The organism is Microcoleus sp. B4-C2, from assembly GCF_036705265.1.
GTDB lineage: Bacteria > Cyanobacteriota > Cyanobacteriia > Cyanobacteriales > Microcoleaceae > Microcoleus.
On record NZ_JAUBUB010000052.1, the window covers coordinates 11,725 to 26,372 of the forward strand.

The 14,648-nt window shown below is 46.1% G+C and carries 15 protein-coding genes; 12 read left to right on the forward strand and 3 right to left on the reverse strand.

Annotated features, from left to right (window positions below):
* The first annotated feature begins 188 nt into the window (after positions 1 to 188).
* The 7 genes from trmD (at position 189) to larB (ending at position 6,081) form a co-directional block, all read left to right on the forward strand.
* The gene (gene trmD, locus QUB20_RS16310; RefSeq protein WP_333243810.1) at positions 189 to 884 is read left to right on the forward strand and encodes a tRNA (guanosine(37)-N1)-methyltransferase TrmD; all 696 of its coding nucleotides are present in this window, start codon (positions 189 to 191) and stop codon (positions 882 to 884) included.
* Complete coding sequence (locus QUB20_RS16315) at positions 820 to 1,521, forward strand: YfbM family protein (protein ID WP_333243807.1); 702 nt, start codon at positions 820 to 822, stop codon at positions 1,519 to 1,521. The genes trmD and QUB20_RS16315 overlap by 65 nt, the downstream gene beginning before the upstream one ends.
* Positions 1,522 to 1,661: 140 nt before the next feature.
* The gene (gene ispF / locus QUB20_RS16320) at positions 1,662 to 2,141 is read left to right on the forward strand and encodes a 2-C-methyl-D-erythritol 2,4-cyclodiphosphate synthase (RefSeq protein WP_333243803.1); all 480 of its coding nucleotides are present in this window, start codon (positions 1,662 to 1,664) and stop codon (positions 2,139 to 2,141) included.
* Positions 2,142 to 2,209: 68 nt separating this feature from the next.
* Positions 2,210 to 2,761, forward strand: coding sequence for a hypothetical protein (locus tag QUB20_RS16325; protein WP_333243801.1), 552 nt, complete (start codon positions 2,210 to 2,212; stop codon positions 2,759 to 2,761).
* Positions 2,739 to 3,311 (forward strand): PIN domain-containing protein, encoded by a 573-nt coding sequence (locus QUB20_RS16330; protein WP_333243798.1) that lies wholly within the window; start codon positions 2,739 to 2,741, stop codon positions 3,309 to 3,311. Before QUB20_RS16325 ends, QUB20_RS16330 begins: the two co-directional genes overlap by 23 nt.
* A gap of 40 nt (positions 3,312 to 3,351) precedes the next feature.
* Positions 3,352 to 5,112: an ABC transporter substrate-binding protein gene (locus QUB20_RS16335; RefSeq protein ID WP_333243967.1), complete on the forward strand. Its 1,761-nt coding sequence runs from the start codon at positions 3,352 to 3,354 to the stop codon at positions 5,110 to 5,112.
* Positions 5,113 to 5,277: 165 nt separating this feature from the next.
* A complete protein-coding gene (larB, locus tag QUB20_RS16340) occupies positions 5,278 to 6,081 on the forward strand; it encodes a nickel pincer cofactor biosynthesis protein LarB (RefSeq protein ID WP_333243796.1) in 804 nt (267 codons plus the stop codon).
* Positions 6,082 to 6,344: 263 nt separating this feature from the next.
* On the opposite strand, the gene QUB20_RS16345 is transcribed toward larB, so the two are convergent.
* A complete protein-coding gene (locus QUB20_RS16345) occupies positions 6,345 to 6,956 on the reverse strand; it encodes a hypothetical protein (RefSeq protein WP_333057483.1) in 612 nt (203 codons plus the stop codon).
* A 327-nt stretch (positions 6,957 to 7,283) separates the two neighbouring features.
* Here QUB20_RS16345 and QUB20_RS16350 point away from each other — a divergent pair, with 327 nt between their 5' ends.
* From QUB20_RS16350 to QUB20_RS16360, 3 genes are all read left to right on the forward strand, one after another.
* Positions 7,284 to 7,496 (forward strand): high light inducible protein, encoded by a 213-nt coding sequence (locus QUB20_RS16350; RefSeq protein WP_190659021.1) that lies wholly within the window; start codon positions 7,284 to 7,286, stop codon positions 7,494 to 7,496.
* Between the two features lie 143 nt (positions 7,497 to 7,639).
* Complete coding sequence (gene psbP / locus QUB20_RS16355) at positions 7,640 to 8,179, forward strand: photosystem II reaction center PsbP (protein ID WP_333041087.1); 540 nt, start codon at positions 7,640 to 7,642, stop codon at positions 8,177 to 8,179.
* A 139-nt stretch (positions 8,180 to 8,318) separates the two neighbouring features.
* Positions 8,319 to 8,969, forward strand: coding sequence for a nucleoside triphosphate pyrophosphatase (locus QUB20_RS16360; protein ID WP_333243793.1), 651 nt, complete (start codon positions 8,319 to 8,321; stop codon positions 8,967 to 8,969).
* Positions 8,970 to 9,121: 152 nt separating this feature from the next.
* Here QUB20_RS16360 and QUB20_RS16365 read toward each other — a convergent pair whose 3' ends face one another.
* Entirely contained in the window at positions 9,122 to 10,036 is a 915-nt protein-coding gene (locus QUB20_RS16365) for a calcium-binding protein (protein WP_333243790.1), read from the reverse strand.
* Positions 10,037 to 10,338: 302 nt separating this feature from the next.
* On the opposite strand from QUB20_RS16365, the gene eno reads away from it, so the two are divergent.
* Positions 10,339 to 11,619 (forward strand): phosphopyruvate hydratase, encoded by a 1,281-nt coding sequence (gene eno, locus QUB20_RS16370; RefSeq protein WP_445299410.1) that lies wholly within the window; start codon positions 10,339 to 10,341, stop codon positions 11,617 to 11,619.
* Between the two features lie 243 nt (positions 11,620 to 11,862).
* On the opposite strand, the gene argC is transcribed toward eno, so the two are convergent.
* A complete protein-coding gene (gene argC, locus QUB20_RS16375; RefSeq protein WP_333057475.1) occupies positions 11,863 to 12,921 on the reverse strand; it encodes an N-acetyl-gamma-glutamyl-phosphate reductase in 1,059 nt (352 codons plus the stop codon).
* A gap of 590 nt (positions 12,922 to 13,511) precedes the next feature.
* Here argC and QUB20_RS16380 point away from each other — a divergent pair.
* Positions 13,512 to 14,528, forward strand: coding sequence for a sulfate/molybdate ABC transporter ATP-binding protein (locus tag QUB20_RS16380; RefSeq protein ID WP_333057474.1), 1,017 nt, complete (start codon positions 13,512 to 13,514; stop codon positions 14,526 to 14,528).
* Positions 14,529 to 14,648: the final 120 nt, after the last annotated feature.

The window sequence follows — 14,648 nt, forward strand, 5'->3', positions numbered from 1 at the left end:
CTTGCAGTCGCTGTCATGAAAAACAGATTATTTTTGTACAAAACCGGCCCGCCGACAAAGGAAGAGAATTTAACTTGCCAAAATTTTCAGAAATTATAAGAAATTATAAAGAATAAAGCAATTACTGAAAACTGAACTCCCTCTAAAGGTCAAACTAGAGGTGATGTATCAATGAAATTCCAATAATTGTGCGATTTGACGTTGTTACCCTATTTCCAGAATTTTTCCGGGCTCCCCTAGAGTCGGGACTGATGGGCAAAGCCTTAGCTAAAAAGATTGCTGAGGTGAATTTTGTCAATCCCCGCGATTTTACCACAGACAAGCACCAGCGAGTCGATGATGAGCCTTACGGGGGCGGAGTGGGGATGCTGATGAAACCGGAACCGATTTTTGCTGCGGTGGAGTCGCTGCCGGTTTTGCCGAGGCGAGATGTGATTTTGCTGACTCCCCAGGGGGAACCGATGCAGCAGGCGATGTTTCGGGAGTTGGCGGCCGATCGCGATCAGTTGGTGTTGATTTGCGGTCATTATGAAGGTGTGGACGATCGAGTCCTGCATTTGGTCACTCGCGAGGTGTCTTTGGGGGATTTTGTGCTCACGGGGGGCGAAATTCCGGCTTTGGCTTTGATTAATGGGGTTTTGCGATTGCTGCGGGGAACTGTGGCGAAGGAAGATTCGCTAAAGTTTGAGAGTTTTGAAGACGGACTTTTGGATTATCCGCAGTACACTAGACCGGCGGATTTTCGGGGATTGAAGGTGCCCGACGTGTTGCTGTCTGGTAATCACGCGGAAATTGCTCGCTGGCGCAGGGAACAGCAAATTGAAAGAACTCGATCGCGCCGGCTGGATTTGTACGATCGGTGGTTGGAGGAAAGGAAAGAATAAGATTGATTTGTGTAAAACTCGTAGTATCGATCGCAATCGTTGCTTACAGGTAAGAAAAACGAGCGGGGCGACAATAATTCTGATTTTCTCGCAATCTAGAATCATGGGTATTACAACCAATTACAAACGACTCTCCCGAGAAAACTTTGCTGAACTTCAAAACAATCCTGAATTAGCCGAAGAATTCTTCTCTGGTGAGAGCGTGCCATATCAAAACATGGCAAGCGTTTATAGAGGAAATATCGATCGAACTAAAACTCATGTTTCTCTAGAGAAAGAATGGCAAGCGATTCATTATTTACTAACGGGTGAGGTTGCCTGTGACGAAAGCCAAGCTGAACCCCCGTTAAGTAAGTTAATCTTTGGCGGGACTCCAACCGAGTTTGAGGCAGGTTATGGTTATGTTCGTTACTTGTCATCTACTGAAGTGAAAGAACTCAGTCAAGCTCTGCATCAAGTTAAAAGAGAAGATTTACGTGCGAGGTTCGAGGCGCGCAGGGAGACAGAAATTTATGCTCAAGAAGACGAATGGGATGAAGAAACATGGCTGTTTTTCCTGGCAGTTCTAGATTTCTTAGTTCTTTTCTTCCATGAGGCGGCTGCCAACAATGAGATGGTTTTAATTTCATCAGATTGAGCAAATATAAGAGAATAACCGCAATCAAGTTTTTGTCAGACAAATTCCCATCAAACAAGCTATGAATATTTAAGACAGAATATGGTGCATCTTATGAAATAATAACATCCCGTACACCTCTCTCAAAGCTCAAACATCCCATGAACATCCGCATCGGTAACGGTTACGACATTCACTGCTTAGTTCCAGATCGCCCCCTCATCCTCGGCGGCGTCCACATTCCCCACGAATTAGGCTTATTAGGACACAGCGACGCAGACGTACTTACCCACGCTATCATGGACGCGATGCTCGGAGCTCTCAGCTTAGGAGATATCGGTCTGTATTTCCCTCCCACTGACCCGAAATGGAAAGGTGCTGATAGTCTCGTATTGCTGGCACAAGTCAATCAGTTAATATTAGATAAAGGCTGGGAAATCGGCAATATTGATTCGGTGGTAGTGGCAGAACGTCCCAAGCTGAAACCGCATATTCAGCAAATGCGCGATCGGCTTTCTTCCATCCTCAAACTCAACCCAGACCAAATCGGCATCAAAGCTACTACCAACGAAAAGCTAGGCCCCGTGGGGAGAGAGGAAGGAATTGCAGCCTATGCTGTAGTTTTGGTGGGCAAAAAATAGAACTCTACAATCTAAAATTGATAGTGGAGTCAATTCTTTAATCCAAAATCGCTAGGAAGCCTGAAATCATGGACACTGACACCTGGGAATTACAATTTCCTGTAGACGCGGATGTCATCGCGTTGGATAAGGACGATCGCATAGTCGTGCTAATCGAGGTTAAAATTATTCAGGCTCAAGAAGCAGACGCAAAACAGAAAATTGTCGATCGGGCGATTGATTGGCTGAAAGCTGTGTTAGCTAAGCTGTCTGAAAGAAACGCGATCGTTCCCTATGCTATGTTTATTGACGCGGAACAAATTTTGATTTTCAAATGGGATGGTGTGAATTTATCGGAGCCTGTTTGCACTCTAAATACTGGTGAAATATGTCGCTATTATATGCCGACTTTTGGCAGCAGTCAATGGCTCTCTGAACGTACCCTTGGGGGCCTGATAGAATCGTGGCTGCATGACTTAGATTATAACTGGAAATCCGAAATTCCTCCAGCATCAGAACAGATATCAGCCATCGGTTTGCTGCCATTACTCGCAGGTGGAACAACAAAATCAGGAGTGGAATTAGGTGGCAATTATATATATCGAGACCAACTTTCTGATGAGTATTGCTACAGGGCGTGAGGCTGAAGCAATTATGTTGCTCAGAGATTTGTCCTCATCAGTTCAGTTAGTCATACCCAGCGTTTGTTATATGGAGGCTTGGTCAGCTTTCGAGGACGAGTTGAAGCGACAAAACTCTTTTAAGGAACAGCTAAGCCGTCAAATTAGCGAAACAAAGCGAGATGTCACCTCTGAAAAGGTCGCATCTCTATCTCTTCACCTAGAAGAGTCATTAGTTTACTATCTCGAACGAATAGATGAAATTGAATTACGGTTGCGTGAAGCAATTTTTCTGATGTCATACAATGCCGAAATGATTGCATTAAATCCAGAGATTATTCAAGCAACTTTAAACACACCTATCATCAAAAAAGACCCAACAGACAATTTGATTCTACACAGTATCCTCAGTCATGCCCGATCGCATTCTACAGAAACCAAAGTATTTCTCAGCGGTAACGTCAAAGAATTTGGTCTACCGGAAGTTCAAGATGTTTTGCGAGAAGCCGGGATTACAAAGTATTTCGCTGTCACTAAAAACTTTCTAGGTTGGTTACAATCTCAGTCATAGTTGCACGCAGGTGGTAAACTAAAAAATTATGAAAATTTCTATGATGGTACATTCAAGACTGCGCTGGCTGGCGATTTTACTGGCTGCAATTGCCACTATAACTCTGTCTGCGTGCACTCCGGTGCGATCGAACTTAGTAAACAGACTCATCGTTCCCACCCCCAGCGGCCCAGCTACCTTTAACTACCCGCTAAATCAATCTGCATACAGCGTTTTTGGCTATATGTACGAGGGATTGATCAACGAAAACGGCTTGACATCGCAGCTAGAACCCGGTTTAGCCGAGTCCTGGGAAGTGTCTAAAGATGGCAAAAAGATTGTCTTTACCCTGCGAGAGGGTTTGAAATGGTCGGACGGCCAACCGATGACTACTGATGACATTATCTTTAGCTATGAAAAGATTTATTTCAATGACAAAATTCCTAGCGGTTTGAAAGATACTCTGAGAGTTGGGATGAGTCGCGAATTCCCAAAAGTTAAAAAACTTGACAGCCGCCGCGTTGAATTTTCCGTTGCAGAACCCTTTGCTCCATTTATTAGATATGCTGGGGGAATCCCAATTTTACCAGCTCATATTTTACAGGAAGCTGTCGAAAATACAGATGCAGATGGTAATCCTAAATTCCTGACTACTTGGGGCACGGATACTGATCCTAAAAAAATTGTCGGAAATGGTCAATATCGAATGCTGAGCTACACTCCCAATCAGCGCGTGGTTTTGGAACGAAATCCCTATTTTTGGCGCCAAGATGCAGAGGGAAATTCTCAACCTTACATCCAGCAAATTGTTTGGCAAATTATCGAAAATACAGATAATCAACTGCTGAATTTTCGATCGGGCGATTTGGATACTCTGAATGTGGAGCCGGAAGTGTTTCCCCTGCTGAAACGAGAGGAAAAACGCGGCAAATATACGGTCTTTAACGGCGGCCCGGATACTGGCAGCGTGTTTATGTGTTTCAATCTGAATAAGGGGCGCAATGCTCAAAATCAGCCGTTTGTAGACCCGGTTAAGTCTCGCTGGTTTGCGAGTAAGGAATTTAGGCAGGCGATCGCCTACGGCATCAACCGATCCGCCATGACTAACAATATCTATCGCGGACTGGGCGCGCCGCTGCATTCCCCAATTCCGGCGCAAAGCCCGTTCTACCTGTCCCCAGAACAGGGATTGAAAACTTACAGTTACGATCGACAAAAATCGAAAGAGTTACTGTTAAGTGCTGGATTCAAGTATAATAGTAACGAAGAATTGTTGGATGCTGAAGGCAACAAGGTGCGATTTACTTTGTTGATGGCGGCAGGTAAAAAAGTTCGGGAACAAATGGCAACGCAAATTAAGCAAGACTTGGGCAAACTGGGGATGCAAATTGATACGCAGTTCCTGAGTTTTAACACTTATGTGGAAAAGCTGCGATTGACGCGGAATTGGGATACTTACCTCGGCGGTTTTACGGGAGGTACTGAACCGCACAGCGGCTACAATATTTGGTCTGTTAACGGCACACTGCACAGTTTCAACCAAGGCCCGCAAGCCGGAGAACCGCCGATTCAGGGTTGGCAAGTTTACGACTGGGAGCAGAAAATCGATGACCTTTACGTGAAAGCTTCTCAGGAGCTTGATGAGGCGAAGCGCAAGGAAATTTATGGGGAGGCGCAGCGGATTATAGCGGAACAAGTGCCTTTTGTTTATATGGTAAATCCGCTGACTTTTGAGGCGGTGCGCGATCGCGTTTCGGGAATTCGCTACAGTGCCCTCGGCGGTGCTTTCTGGAATTTGTACGAGTTGAAAATAACAGAATAGTCAGTCGATTTTAGATTTTAGATTTTAGATTTTAGATTTCATTTAGTCTAAAGATGAATCTGGGAACTTGAACAAGAGTCTAAAATTGTGCCATCGCGATTTAAGTTGGGGGCTTGTATCCGTTTTTGGGCAGGTCATTAGTTAGCAGTCATTTGTTATTAGTTTATGGAACCTAAAATTTTACAGCAGTTACTCGAATCAGTTGCCACTGGCGATATTAGTCCGATCGCAGCTTTAGATAAATTAAAGCATTTTGACTTTGAACAAGTCGGCGATTTTGCCAAAATTGACCACCACCGCACTTTAAGAACCGGTTTTCCTGAAGTAATTTGGGGCCCAGGGAAAACGCCCGACCAAATTATTGAAATTATCGAGGCGATGCGCGGGCGAAATTCTGCGGTGATGGCGACACGAATCGAACCGGAAGTTTTCGAGCAATTGCAACAAAAAATACCCGATTTGTGCTACTACCAAAAGGCTCGAATTTGTGCAATTTCTCCTAATTCCCCAACTCCGCAGCATCCGGGTACTGTGACTATTATCAGTGCGGGAACGGCGGATTTGCCTGTAGCGGAAGAGGCGGCAATTACTGCGGAACTTTGCGGTTTTCAGGTGCGACGTTTGTGGGATGTCGGAGTTGCCGGCATTCACCGCTTGCTGAGCAATCGGCACGTGATTACTGATGCTGATGTGTTGATTGCTGTTGCGGGTATGGAAGGTGCTTTGGCGAGTGTGGTTGCGGGTTTGGCAGATTGTCCAGTGATTGCTGTGCCGACGAGTGTGGGTTACGGCGCGAGTTTTGGCGGGATTGCTCCTCTTTTAACTATGCTCAATTCTTGTGCGGCTGGTGTGGGTGTGGTGAATATTGATAACGGGTTTGGGGCGGCAATTTTAGCTTGTCAAATTCTCAGAAGTGCTGGCCGAGTGGGGAAAATGAAAGAGGAGGAGAATCGGAGAGAGGGGGAATAGTTTTGAGTTTTGAACTGAAATCCTGAATCAGGGAGGGTTCTCTTGGCATTGCCCCTACTCCAAACAGGTTTCTTTGTTCTTCATTTACCTGAAATCTGCTGTAATTTTTCGAGTGCAGTGCGAGCGCCCCCCTCGCGAAGACCGCTCGCGCTATAGTTAGAAACCCCTTCCATCAGACTCTTGAAACCGCATCTACACAAACTCTCGTCCCAGCAGAGGGCGACTAAAAAATACAGGAGGTATTATTAAAGCCGGGTTTAATATTACTTGCTAGCCAGCCAAACCGGATAAGCAGATGAATCCTCAGCTTTTAACTTTTGCGCCTGATAACTCTTGCTAGTCCAACTAGCTACTGTTTGCAGGTTTTCTGTCAAAGAACTTTCGCTGCCAAATGCTTCAAATCCCAAAGTCCACCACGCGCTGCCGTTAATGTTCAACTGAGTAAGTTCCACGGTGCAACCTTGAGGAATGGGGGCTTCTACTGGCACTGACATTACCGCACCCGACTCCGAAACGTGGTAAAGACGCTGCGCTCGCTTTTTCTTGACTCCCACCCACTTTCCTGTCGCCAAAATATCCGCCGGTATCGGCGCCATCGTGTCCGCACAAACCCACTTCAGCCACTTTTCGGCTTTGCCTTCCCAGCGGTTGCCGAAGGGCATTGTCCCCAACTCTCCCTGACGCCACTTTACCTCCAAGGTTTTCCCACGTAGCTTCACTCCTAAGTAGTCGCAGCTTGGTACTAGCAAATATATGTCTTCCCGCTCTTCGGGAGGCGAAAGATACGTGCCGAGACTCTCGCTTCCAAACCATTGATTGATTGATTTTGGCAGTGCACCGCTATAAAACCACCGCATTTCCAGACTGGCCCGCATAAATTTTTCCTCCGTTCCACAATTTTCGTCAAACCCAGACTGGATTTGCCATACACCATCGACTTTTGTGCCTCTCCACTCTATCCTCCCCCCTCTGGGGCCCAGAGTCTACCCACAGTCATACCATTGTTAGATTTTAGATTTTAGATTTGAGAATTGGGAAAGACTGACTAGATAAGGGTTTAGAGCTTGCCTACAGTTGCATTTTTTTTATAAACTGGTGTCAGATCGGGGTATTTAAAAAAAAATTCTCACAATCCTTTACATATCTTCACAAGTCTGTTACATTTAGTTACAGTACACTAAAAACCATTTAGGAAAAAAAACATGAGTAACAGAGGCTTAATGCTGGACGACCAAGGCAAAATGAACAATTTTGCGATCGAGCCGCAAGTATACGTCGATGACGAACCCCGCACCGGCTTTACCCCCTACGCAGAACGCTTAAACGGCCGCCTTGCCATGATTGGCTTTGTTTCTCTCTTGGCTTTAGAAGTTTCGACCAAGCACGGGCTGATTAGCTGGCTGACTCACCTGTAATGATTTTGTTAACAATTAAACTATCTGGCTATGGATCGCTGGCGTTACACAAACAGCGATCCATAGCTTAACTATTTTTAGGGGCAAGGTTTGGTGAGACAATTAAAATTAAATATTTTACTGTTACCCTACCCGTAAAAAGAATGCTCAAACGAATTGCGGCAATACTTCTGGTGGTTCTAAGCCTCACCTTGACCGGTTGTGTGTCTAAAGTCACCGGACTCAAAAGCTACGTTGATACTGGCGATGGCTATCAATTTCTCTATCCTAACGGCTGGCTGCCGATCGCGGTTTCTAACGGGCCCGATGTGGTGTTCCGCGATTTGATTCAGCAAACCGAGAACGTCAGCGTGGTAATTAGTCCAGTCGCGAAGGACAAAACTCTCGCGGATTTGGGAACACCGACGGATGTGGGATACAAGCTCAGCAAAAGTGCGATCGCCCCGGCTGATTCGGGTCGCGAAGCTGAATTAGTCAATGCAGAAGCTCGTGAATCGCGATCGAAAAACTATTACATTTTAGAATACGCCGTTAAGTTGCCAAACCAAGAACGCCACAACTTAGCGAGTGTAGCAGTCAGCCGCGGCAAACTTTTTACGCTTAACGTTTCCACTACCGAAGAACGTTGGCCAAAGGTAAAAGAAGCTTTTGAGAAAGTTGTTAAATCTTTCTCTGTTTATTAGGGAATTGGGAATTGGGAATTGGGCATGGGGCATGGGGCATGGGGCATGGGTTAGTTGCCAACTGACAACTGTCAACTGTCAACTGACAACTGACAACTGTCAAATGTTAACTGTCAACTGTCAACTGACTTCTTAACTTATGAAAATTCCAACTTTTGTATTAGCTTCAGCTTCTCCTGCACGCCGCCGCCTGCTAGAAAATGCTGGCATTCAAGCTGTGATTTGCCCCAGCGACTTTGATGAAGGGCAAATACAAATGAAAGATGCCACTAATTTAGTGCAGGTTTTAGCAGAGGGAAAAGCTGAGGCTGTAGCTAAGTTTTTACTGGCTAATTCTTACCCCCAAATCTCCAATCCCAAAGCGTGTTTGGTGTTGGGATGTGATTCAATTTTGCTCATAGATGGCGAAATTCACGGCAAACCCAAGGATGCGGAAGAAGCAATCTCGCGCTGGCAGAAAATGCGCGGTAAGGTGGGCGAACTGTATACGGGTCATGCTTTAATTGATACTAGATTCGATGACTTGGATGAGGCAATGTCTCGATCGAGCATTCGCTGTCAAGTTACAAAAGTTCATTTTGCGGAAGTTACCTCGCGCCAAATTGCGGCTTACGTCGCTACCGGAGAGCCCTTGCAATGTGCAGGCTGTTTTGCACTGGAAGGTAAAGGTGGCTTTTTTGTGGAACAAATCGAAGGATGCCACACGAATGTGATCGGTTTGAGCTTACCTCTGCTGCGGCAAATGCTCACCGAAATGGGATATGATGTGGCCGATTTCTGGCAATCTTAAAGATTAGACACCTCCAACAAACAAATTACCCGGCTTATGCACATCGGGTTGGCGGGCGAGACGCCCACCCCACAAGAAAGTTTGTTTTGTGGGGTGGGCGTCTCGCCCGCCCTTGAGTTTATATTTTGGAGATGTCTATTGTAGGGTGCGGATTATCCAAGGCCGATCGTCCCGTCAGACACAGAGGTAAACTGAAGTTGACTCGGCGAAACATCCTTCACCAAACCCAAGATATTGCCACTGCTAGCTTCCCGAATCACCGTCGCCTTAGTATTTAAAATTCTAAAATCAGCAGTGCGAGGAATTCCCGGAGGAAAAGGGCCACTGCTGTCATAATCTCTGGCATCACCAATTGTTAAAAACCTTTCGCTCAAAACAATATCATCTCGCATCAATCCAGACGCCAATCCAATTACATCACCTTCAGCCGGATTGTAATCGAGAATAAAATCTGCCGTCACTTCATCTACATCAAAATTGCCACTAGGAGGCGGTTGCAGCGAACCAATTTCCCCCGAAGTTGCTCCCATTTCTGTGCGGAGAACAAACAAATCTGCGCCTTCACTTCCCCAAAGTCTATCAATTCCAGCATCACCGATTATAGTATCATTTCCACTATCTCCTACTAAAGCATCATTCCCTTTACCGCCGCGAATAAAGTCATTTGCCGTGCCTCCATAAACGTGGTCATTATCTTGATCTCCGCTGACAAAATCGCTGCCACATTCTCCATAAAGAATGTCAAAATCTTGGCCGCCGCGAATAGTATCGCTGCCGCAACCTCCGATTAAAGTATCTGTGCCGCTGTTACCGTTCATCAGTTCCGCACCACCGGAACCTCTGACAAAATCGTTACCAGCTAAGGCCCGCAAACCTCCGGGAGTATTCTGCAGAATTCCATTTGCTAATTGAACTACGTCGTCATTGGGAGTTAAGTCAAAAAAGTTGGGGTCGCTGGCTGGATTTGGCAATGGCCCTGTGAGTAATTTGATGTTTGGGGGATCGGCAATAATTGGGTCTAAATTTTCAGCTAATGCTCTAATTTCTCCGAGATTAGTTTCTAACATCCTAAGTTTCTCCTTTTTTGATTGACTTTGTTGACATTCTGATTTTAACAAAGGTTTCAATTAAGAAATCTGCGGGAATTTGGGGTTAAAACAATCAAATTATTGTCAAAATTGCCCTAGATCCTTATTCAATAAGCGTAAGTTATTGACACCAGGTTGCTCGTCCAAATCCGCAAATATTTTGAACTGTGCACCAATAATTCTGGGGATCGCGTAATCTATTACCCGTCAGCAGTCAGCGTGGGAAAACCCAGAGACTGCTAATTGTCATGAAACCTTGAGTTAAGTCAGGAATAATTAATATGCTAGACACTGCGATCGAATCTATTCAAGCCAGAGAAATCCTCGACTCCCGCGGCCGCCCCACCATTGAAGCTGAAGTTTACCTAGCCAACGGTGTTGTGGGGCTCGCCCAAGTCCCCAGCGGCGCGTCTACAGGCTCTTTTGAAGCCCACGAACTCCGCGACGACGACAAAAGCCGTTATGGTGGCAAAGGAGTCCTAAAAGCCGTCGCTAACGTCGAACACAAAATTGCCCCCGCTTTGGCTAATCTAGATGCGATCGACCAAGCGCTGGTAGATCAAACCATGATTGACTTGGACGGTTCCCCGAACAAATCCAACCTCGGCGCAAATGCCATTCTCGGAGTCTCCTTAGCCACAGCAAAGGCGGCCGCCGAGACTTTAGGACTCCCCCTTTACCGCTACTTGGGCGGGCCCTTGGCGAACGTTTTACCCGTGCCTTTGATGAACGTGATCAACGGGGGCTCTCACGCTAACAATAATGTGGACATTCAAGAATTTATGATTGTCCCTGTGGGTGCGCCTTCTTTTAAAGAAGCTTTACGCTGGGGTGCAGAGGTATTTGAATCCTTGAGTAAAGTCTTAAAAGCTGAAGGTTTGCTGACTGGTGTGGGTGATGAAGGTGGTTTTGCGCCTAATCTTAAATCTAATCAAGCAGCTTTGGATTTGTTGATTGCAGCTATTGAAAAAGCTGGCTACAAACCGGGTGAACAAGTTGCTTTGGCTTTGGATGTTGCTGCTAGCGAATTTTACAAAGATGGGCAGTACACTTACGATGGTGTGGCTCATTCCCCGGCAGAATTAATCGATTATTTGGATGGTTTGGTGAGTCAATATCCCATTGTTTCCATTGAAGATGGTTTGCATGAAGACGATTGGGACAGTTGGGTAGCGCTGACTGAGAAAATGGGCAGCAAAGTTCAATTGGTGGGTGACGATTTGTTTGTTACTAATCGCACGCGGCTGCAAAAAGGAATTGATTTGAAAGCTAGCAATTCGATTTTGATTAAGCTGAATCAAATTGGTTCTTTGACAGAGACTTTGGATACGATCGACCTGGGCAAACGGAACAGCTATCGAGCCGTCATCAGCCACCGTTCCGGTGAAACTGAAGATACCACCATTGCCGATTTAGCGGTAGCGACTCGCGCCGGCCAAATCAAGACTGGTTCTTTGTGTCGCAGCGAACGGGTGGCTAAATATAACCGTTTATTGCGGATTGAAGACCAATTGGGCGATCGGGCAATTTATGCTGGGTCGATCGGTTACGGGCCTAAATAACACTTGGTAATCGAAAATTTTCGTTACCGGGCTTTACCCCTTGGTGAGAACTTAACTCAAACCGATCGTCTCTCTTGTTGGTATCGAAGTCTAGATCCCCCCTAACCCCCCTTAATAAGGGGGGGACAAGAAATCTTCTCAGAGTCAACCCCTACTCCCCTTATTAAGGGGGATTTAGGGGGATCTAGACTCGACTAAAAGCGACATTTATTCCAGTTAAATCTGGATATTACCGATCCTCAATTAAGGATAGAAAGCCAACTGTGGCAAACCCAAAGTTTCTTCCCAGCCCATCATCAAGTTCATGCACTGGATGCCTTGACCGGCTTGGCCCTTAATTAAATTGTCGATCGCCGATAGCACAATCACCCTGTCAGTACGCGGATCTACTTCCACACCGATGTAACAGAGATTTGTGCCACAAGCCCATTTTGTTTGCGGATAAACTCCAGCCGGTAACACTTTTACCCAAGGAGAATTGCGGTAAAAAGCGCTGAAAATCGTGATTAAATCTTCCCGCACCAAACCCGGATCGCGCAAAGTTGCGTACACAGTCGCCAGAATTCCCCGCACCATCGGAATTAGGTGGGGAGTAAACTGAACTTTAATATCGTGTCCCGCTAAATCGCTGCAAATTTGCTCGATTTCTGGCGTGTGGCGGTGGCGCCCAACGCCGTAAGCGCCCAGAGAACCCTCTGCTTCAGCCAACAACAGATTAACTTCGGCTTTGCGGCCCCCTCCCGAAGCACCGGATTTGGCGTCGATAATTGCTGTTTCTGGCACGATGAGACCTTGTTTGAGCAAAGGTGCCAGGGCTAATAAACTAGCAGTGACGTAGCAGCCGGCACAGCCTACTAACTGAGCGTCTTTAATTCGATCGCGATACAATTCTGGCAAACCGTAAACCGCCGTTGCAGCTAAAGCAGAGTCCGATCGCTCGCCCCCGTACCAAGCTTTGTAAGTTTCCAGATTTTCAAATCTGTAGTCAGCCGACAAATCCAAGACTTTGCAGCCTTTTTCTATCAGCGTCGGTGCCATTTTGCAAGCTAAACCGTTCGGCAGCGACAGAAACACAACTTCGCATTTTGCCGCTATTTGGTCTAGGTCGATCGCCTCGACTGTCAAATCAATGCAGTTAGTCAGATGCGGGTAAAGGCTGGAATAAGGTTTTCCTGCACTGCTATCCCCGCCCAAATAAACTACTTCAGCCGCCGGGTGATCCGCCAGCAGTCGCACAAGTTGCACGCCGCCGTACCCTGAAGCGCCGATAATTCCTACAGGCACACGTCCAACATCTCCCATTTTCCTTTATCCCCTCAGCCGTTGAAGTCAAAAACGCTTGAACTTTTGCTGCATTGTAGTACCAAACGTCAACTTTGGTGGCAAAGAATTGTGTTGTTTTGTTTTGGAGGTGCATTTTTGTTAATTTTCGGCTGTTTGACCGAAAGCATCCAGGATACCCGCCACGTGATTCATTCCAACGCGCAGACTCAGGACCCAGAAATACAAAAACCTGTATCCAATACACAAGCCCCCGGATTTATCTCGCGCAAGTCAATGCTTCAATCCTTTAATCTAAAATCTCAAATCTCAAATCGCGCAATCGATTGACACCGCCCAAAACCCATACAAAGCCCTGGAGAACTCAAAATTTTAGACCAAAGTTCCATCTTCCAGATTCACTGCGCTGCAAGTAAATCTAAAATCTAAAATCTAAAATCTAAAATCGACTGACCGATCGCCAAAACCCTAAAATTAACAAACTGATGTGCGATCGTGCTATAAAAAAACTTACATTAACCTATCCACAAACCGGAGATTCACATTTTTCCCTCTTGCCTCTTGCCTCTTGCTTCCTGTATCCTGCCTCTTCCCTCTTCTTTCTTCCTACCATGGGCATAGTTGTAGAAAACGTATCAAAACAGTTTGGCAGTTTCCAAGCACTCGATCGAGTCAGCTTAGAAATTGAATCGGGTTCCCTAGTCGCATTGCTGGGCCCGTCTGGTTCCGGCAAGTCTACACTGCTGCGACTGATTGCGGGTTTAGAAATGCCCGACTCCGGCAAAATCTGGCTGACAGGCCAAGATGCCACCAATACTAGCGTCCAAGACCGCAAAATTGGCTTCGTGTTTCAGCACTACGCGCTATTCAAGCACATGACAGTGCGAAAAAACATCGCTTTCGGGCTGCAAATTCAGAAAACACCACCCGCGAAAGTCAAATCGCGGGTAGAAGAATTGTTGAATTTAGTGCAATTGGCAGGATTGGGCGATAGATACCCGTCGCAACTTTCAGGGGGCCAACGGCAGCGGGTGGCCCTCGCCAGAGCATTGGCTGTGGAACCGAAAGTGTTACTGCTAGACGAACCTTTTGGAGCTCTCGATGCCAAAGTTCGCAAAGACTTGCGTGCTTGGTTGCGGCGACTGCACGACGAAGTTCACGTTACCACAGTCTTTGTAACGCATGATCAAGAAGAAGCGATGGAAGTTGCCGATCGAATTACAGTCATGAATAAAGGTAAAATCGAACAAGTCGGCACACCCGCAGAAATTTACGACCATCCCGCTAGTGCCTTCGTAATGAGTTTTATCGGGCCAGTCAATGTATTGCCCAGTAGTTCCAGAATGTTTCAAGACAACGGCTTTGACTCAGCCAACCCAGAGATTTTCTTGCGCCCTCACGACGTAGTAATTGAAACTACAGAAAATAGTGCAACAGTGCCTGCAAGAATCAGTCGCTTGATTCATTTGGGATGGGAAATTCAGGTAGAATTAACCTTAGATGACGGTCAAGTAGTAAACGCTAATTTGACTAGAGAAAGATTCGATAGCTTGAACTTGCAGCCCCAGCAAAGAGTGTTCGTAAAGCCGAAAGATGCCAAGTCCTTTCCACTTTTTTATTCCATCTAAGAGCAATTCTGAAAACTCAAGCTAAATTTAGATTGGATACTGCCTTTCAAACGATGTGGCCCGGTGCGGTGTCTCTTCAAAAAAAAGATTAGGGACACCGCACCGCGGCCTGTCCCTAAT

Bases quoted from the DNA above. Each gene is read 5' to 3' on its own strand.
- ispF (WP_333243803.1), top strand. From the start codon at position 1,662: ATGAACATCCGCATCGGTAACGGTTACGACATTCACTGCTTAGTTCCA.
- QUB20_RS16325 (WP_333243801.1), top strand. From the start codon at position 2,210: ATGGACACTGACACCTGGGAATTACAATTTCCTGTAGACGCGGATGTC.
- QUB20_RS16330 (WP_333243798.1), top strand. From the start codon at position 2,739: ATGAGTATTGCTACAGGGCGTGAGGCTGAAGCAATTATGTTGCTCAGA.
- QUB20_RS16335 (WP_333243967.1), top strand. From the start codon at position 3,352: ATGATGGTACATTCAAGACTGCGCTGGCTGGCGATTTTACTGGCTGCA.
- larB (WP_333243796.1), top strand. From the start codon at position 5,278: ATGGAACCTAAAATTTTACAGCAGTTACTCGAATCAGTTGCCACTGGC.
- QUB20_RS16345 (WP_333057483.1), bottom strand. From the start codon at position 6,956: ATGCGGGCCAGTCTGGAAATGCGGTGGTTTTATAGCGGTGCACTGCCA.
- QUB20_RS16350 (WP_190659021.1), top strand. From the start codon at position 7,284: ATGAGTAACAGAGGCTTAATGCTGGACGACCAAGGCAAAATGAACAAT.
- psbP (WP_333041087.1), top strand. From the start codon at position 7,640: ATGCTCAAACGAATTGCGGCAATACTTCTGGTGGTTCTAAGCCTCACC.
- QUB20_RS16360 (WP_333243793.1), top strand. From the start codon at position 8,319: ATGAAAATTCCAACTTTTGTATTAGCTTCAGCTTCTCCTGCACGCCGC.
- QUB20_RS16365 (WP_333243790.1), bottom strand. From the start codon at position 10,036: ATGTTAGAAACTAATCTCGGAGAAATTAGAGCATTAGCTGAAAATTTA.
- eno (WP_445299410.1), top strand. From the start codon at position 10,339: ATGCTAGACACTGCGATCGAATCTATTCAAGCCAGAGAAATCCTCGAC.
- argC (WP_333057475.1), bottom strand. From the start codon at position 12,921: ATGGGAGATGTTGGACGTGTGCCTGTAGGAATTATCGGCGCTTCAGGG.
- QUB20_RS16380 (WP_333057474.1), top strand. From the start codon at position 13,512: ATGGGCATAGTTGTAGAAAACGTATCAAAACAGTTTGGCAGTTTCCAA.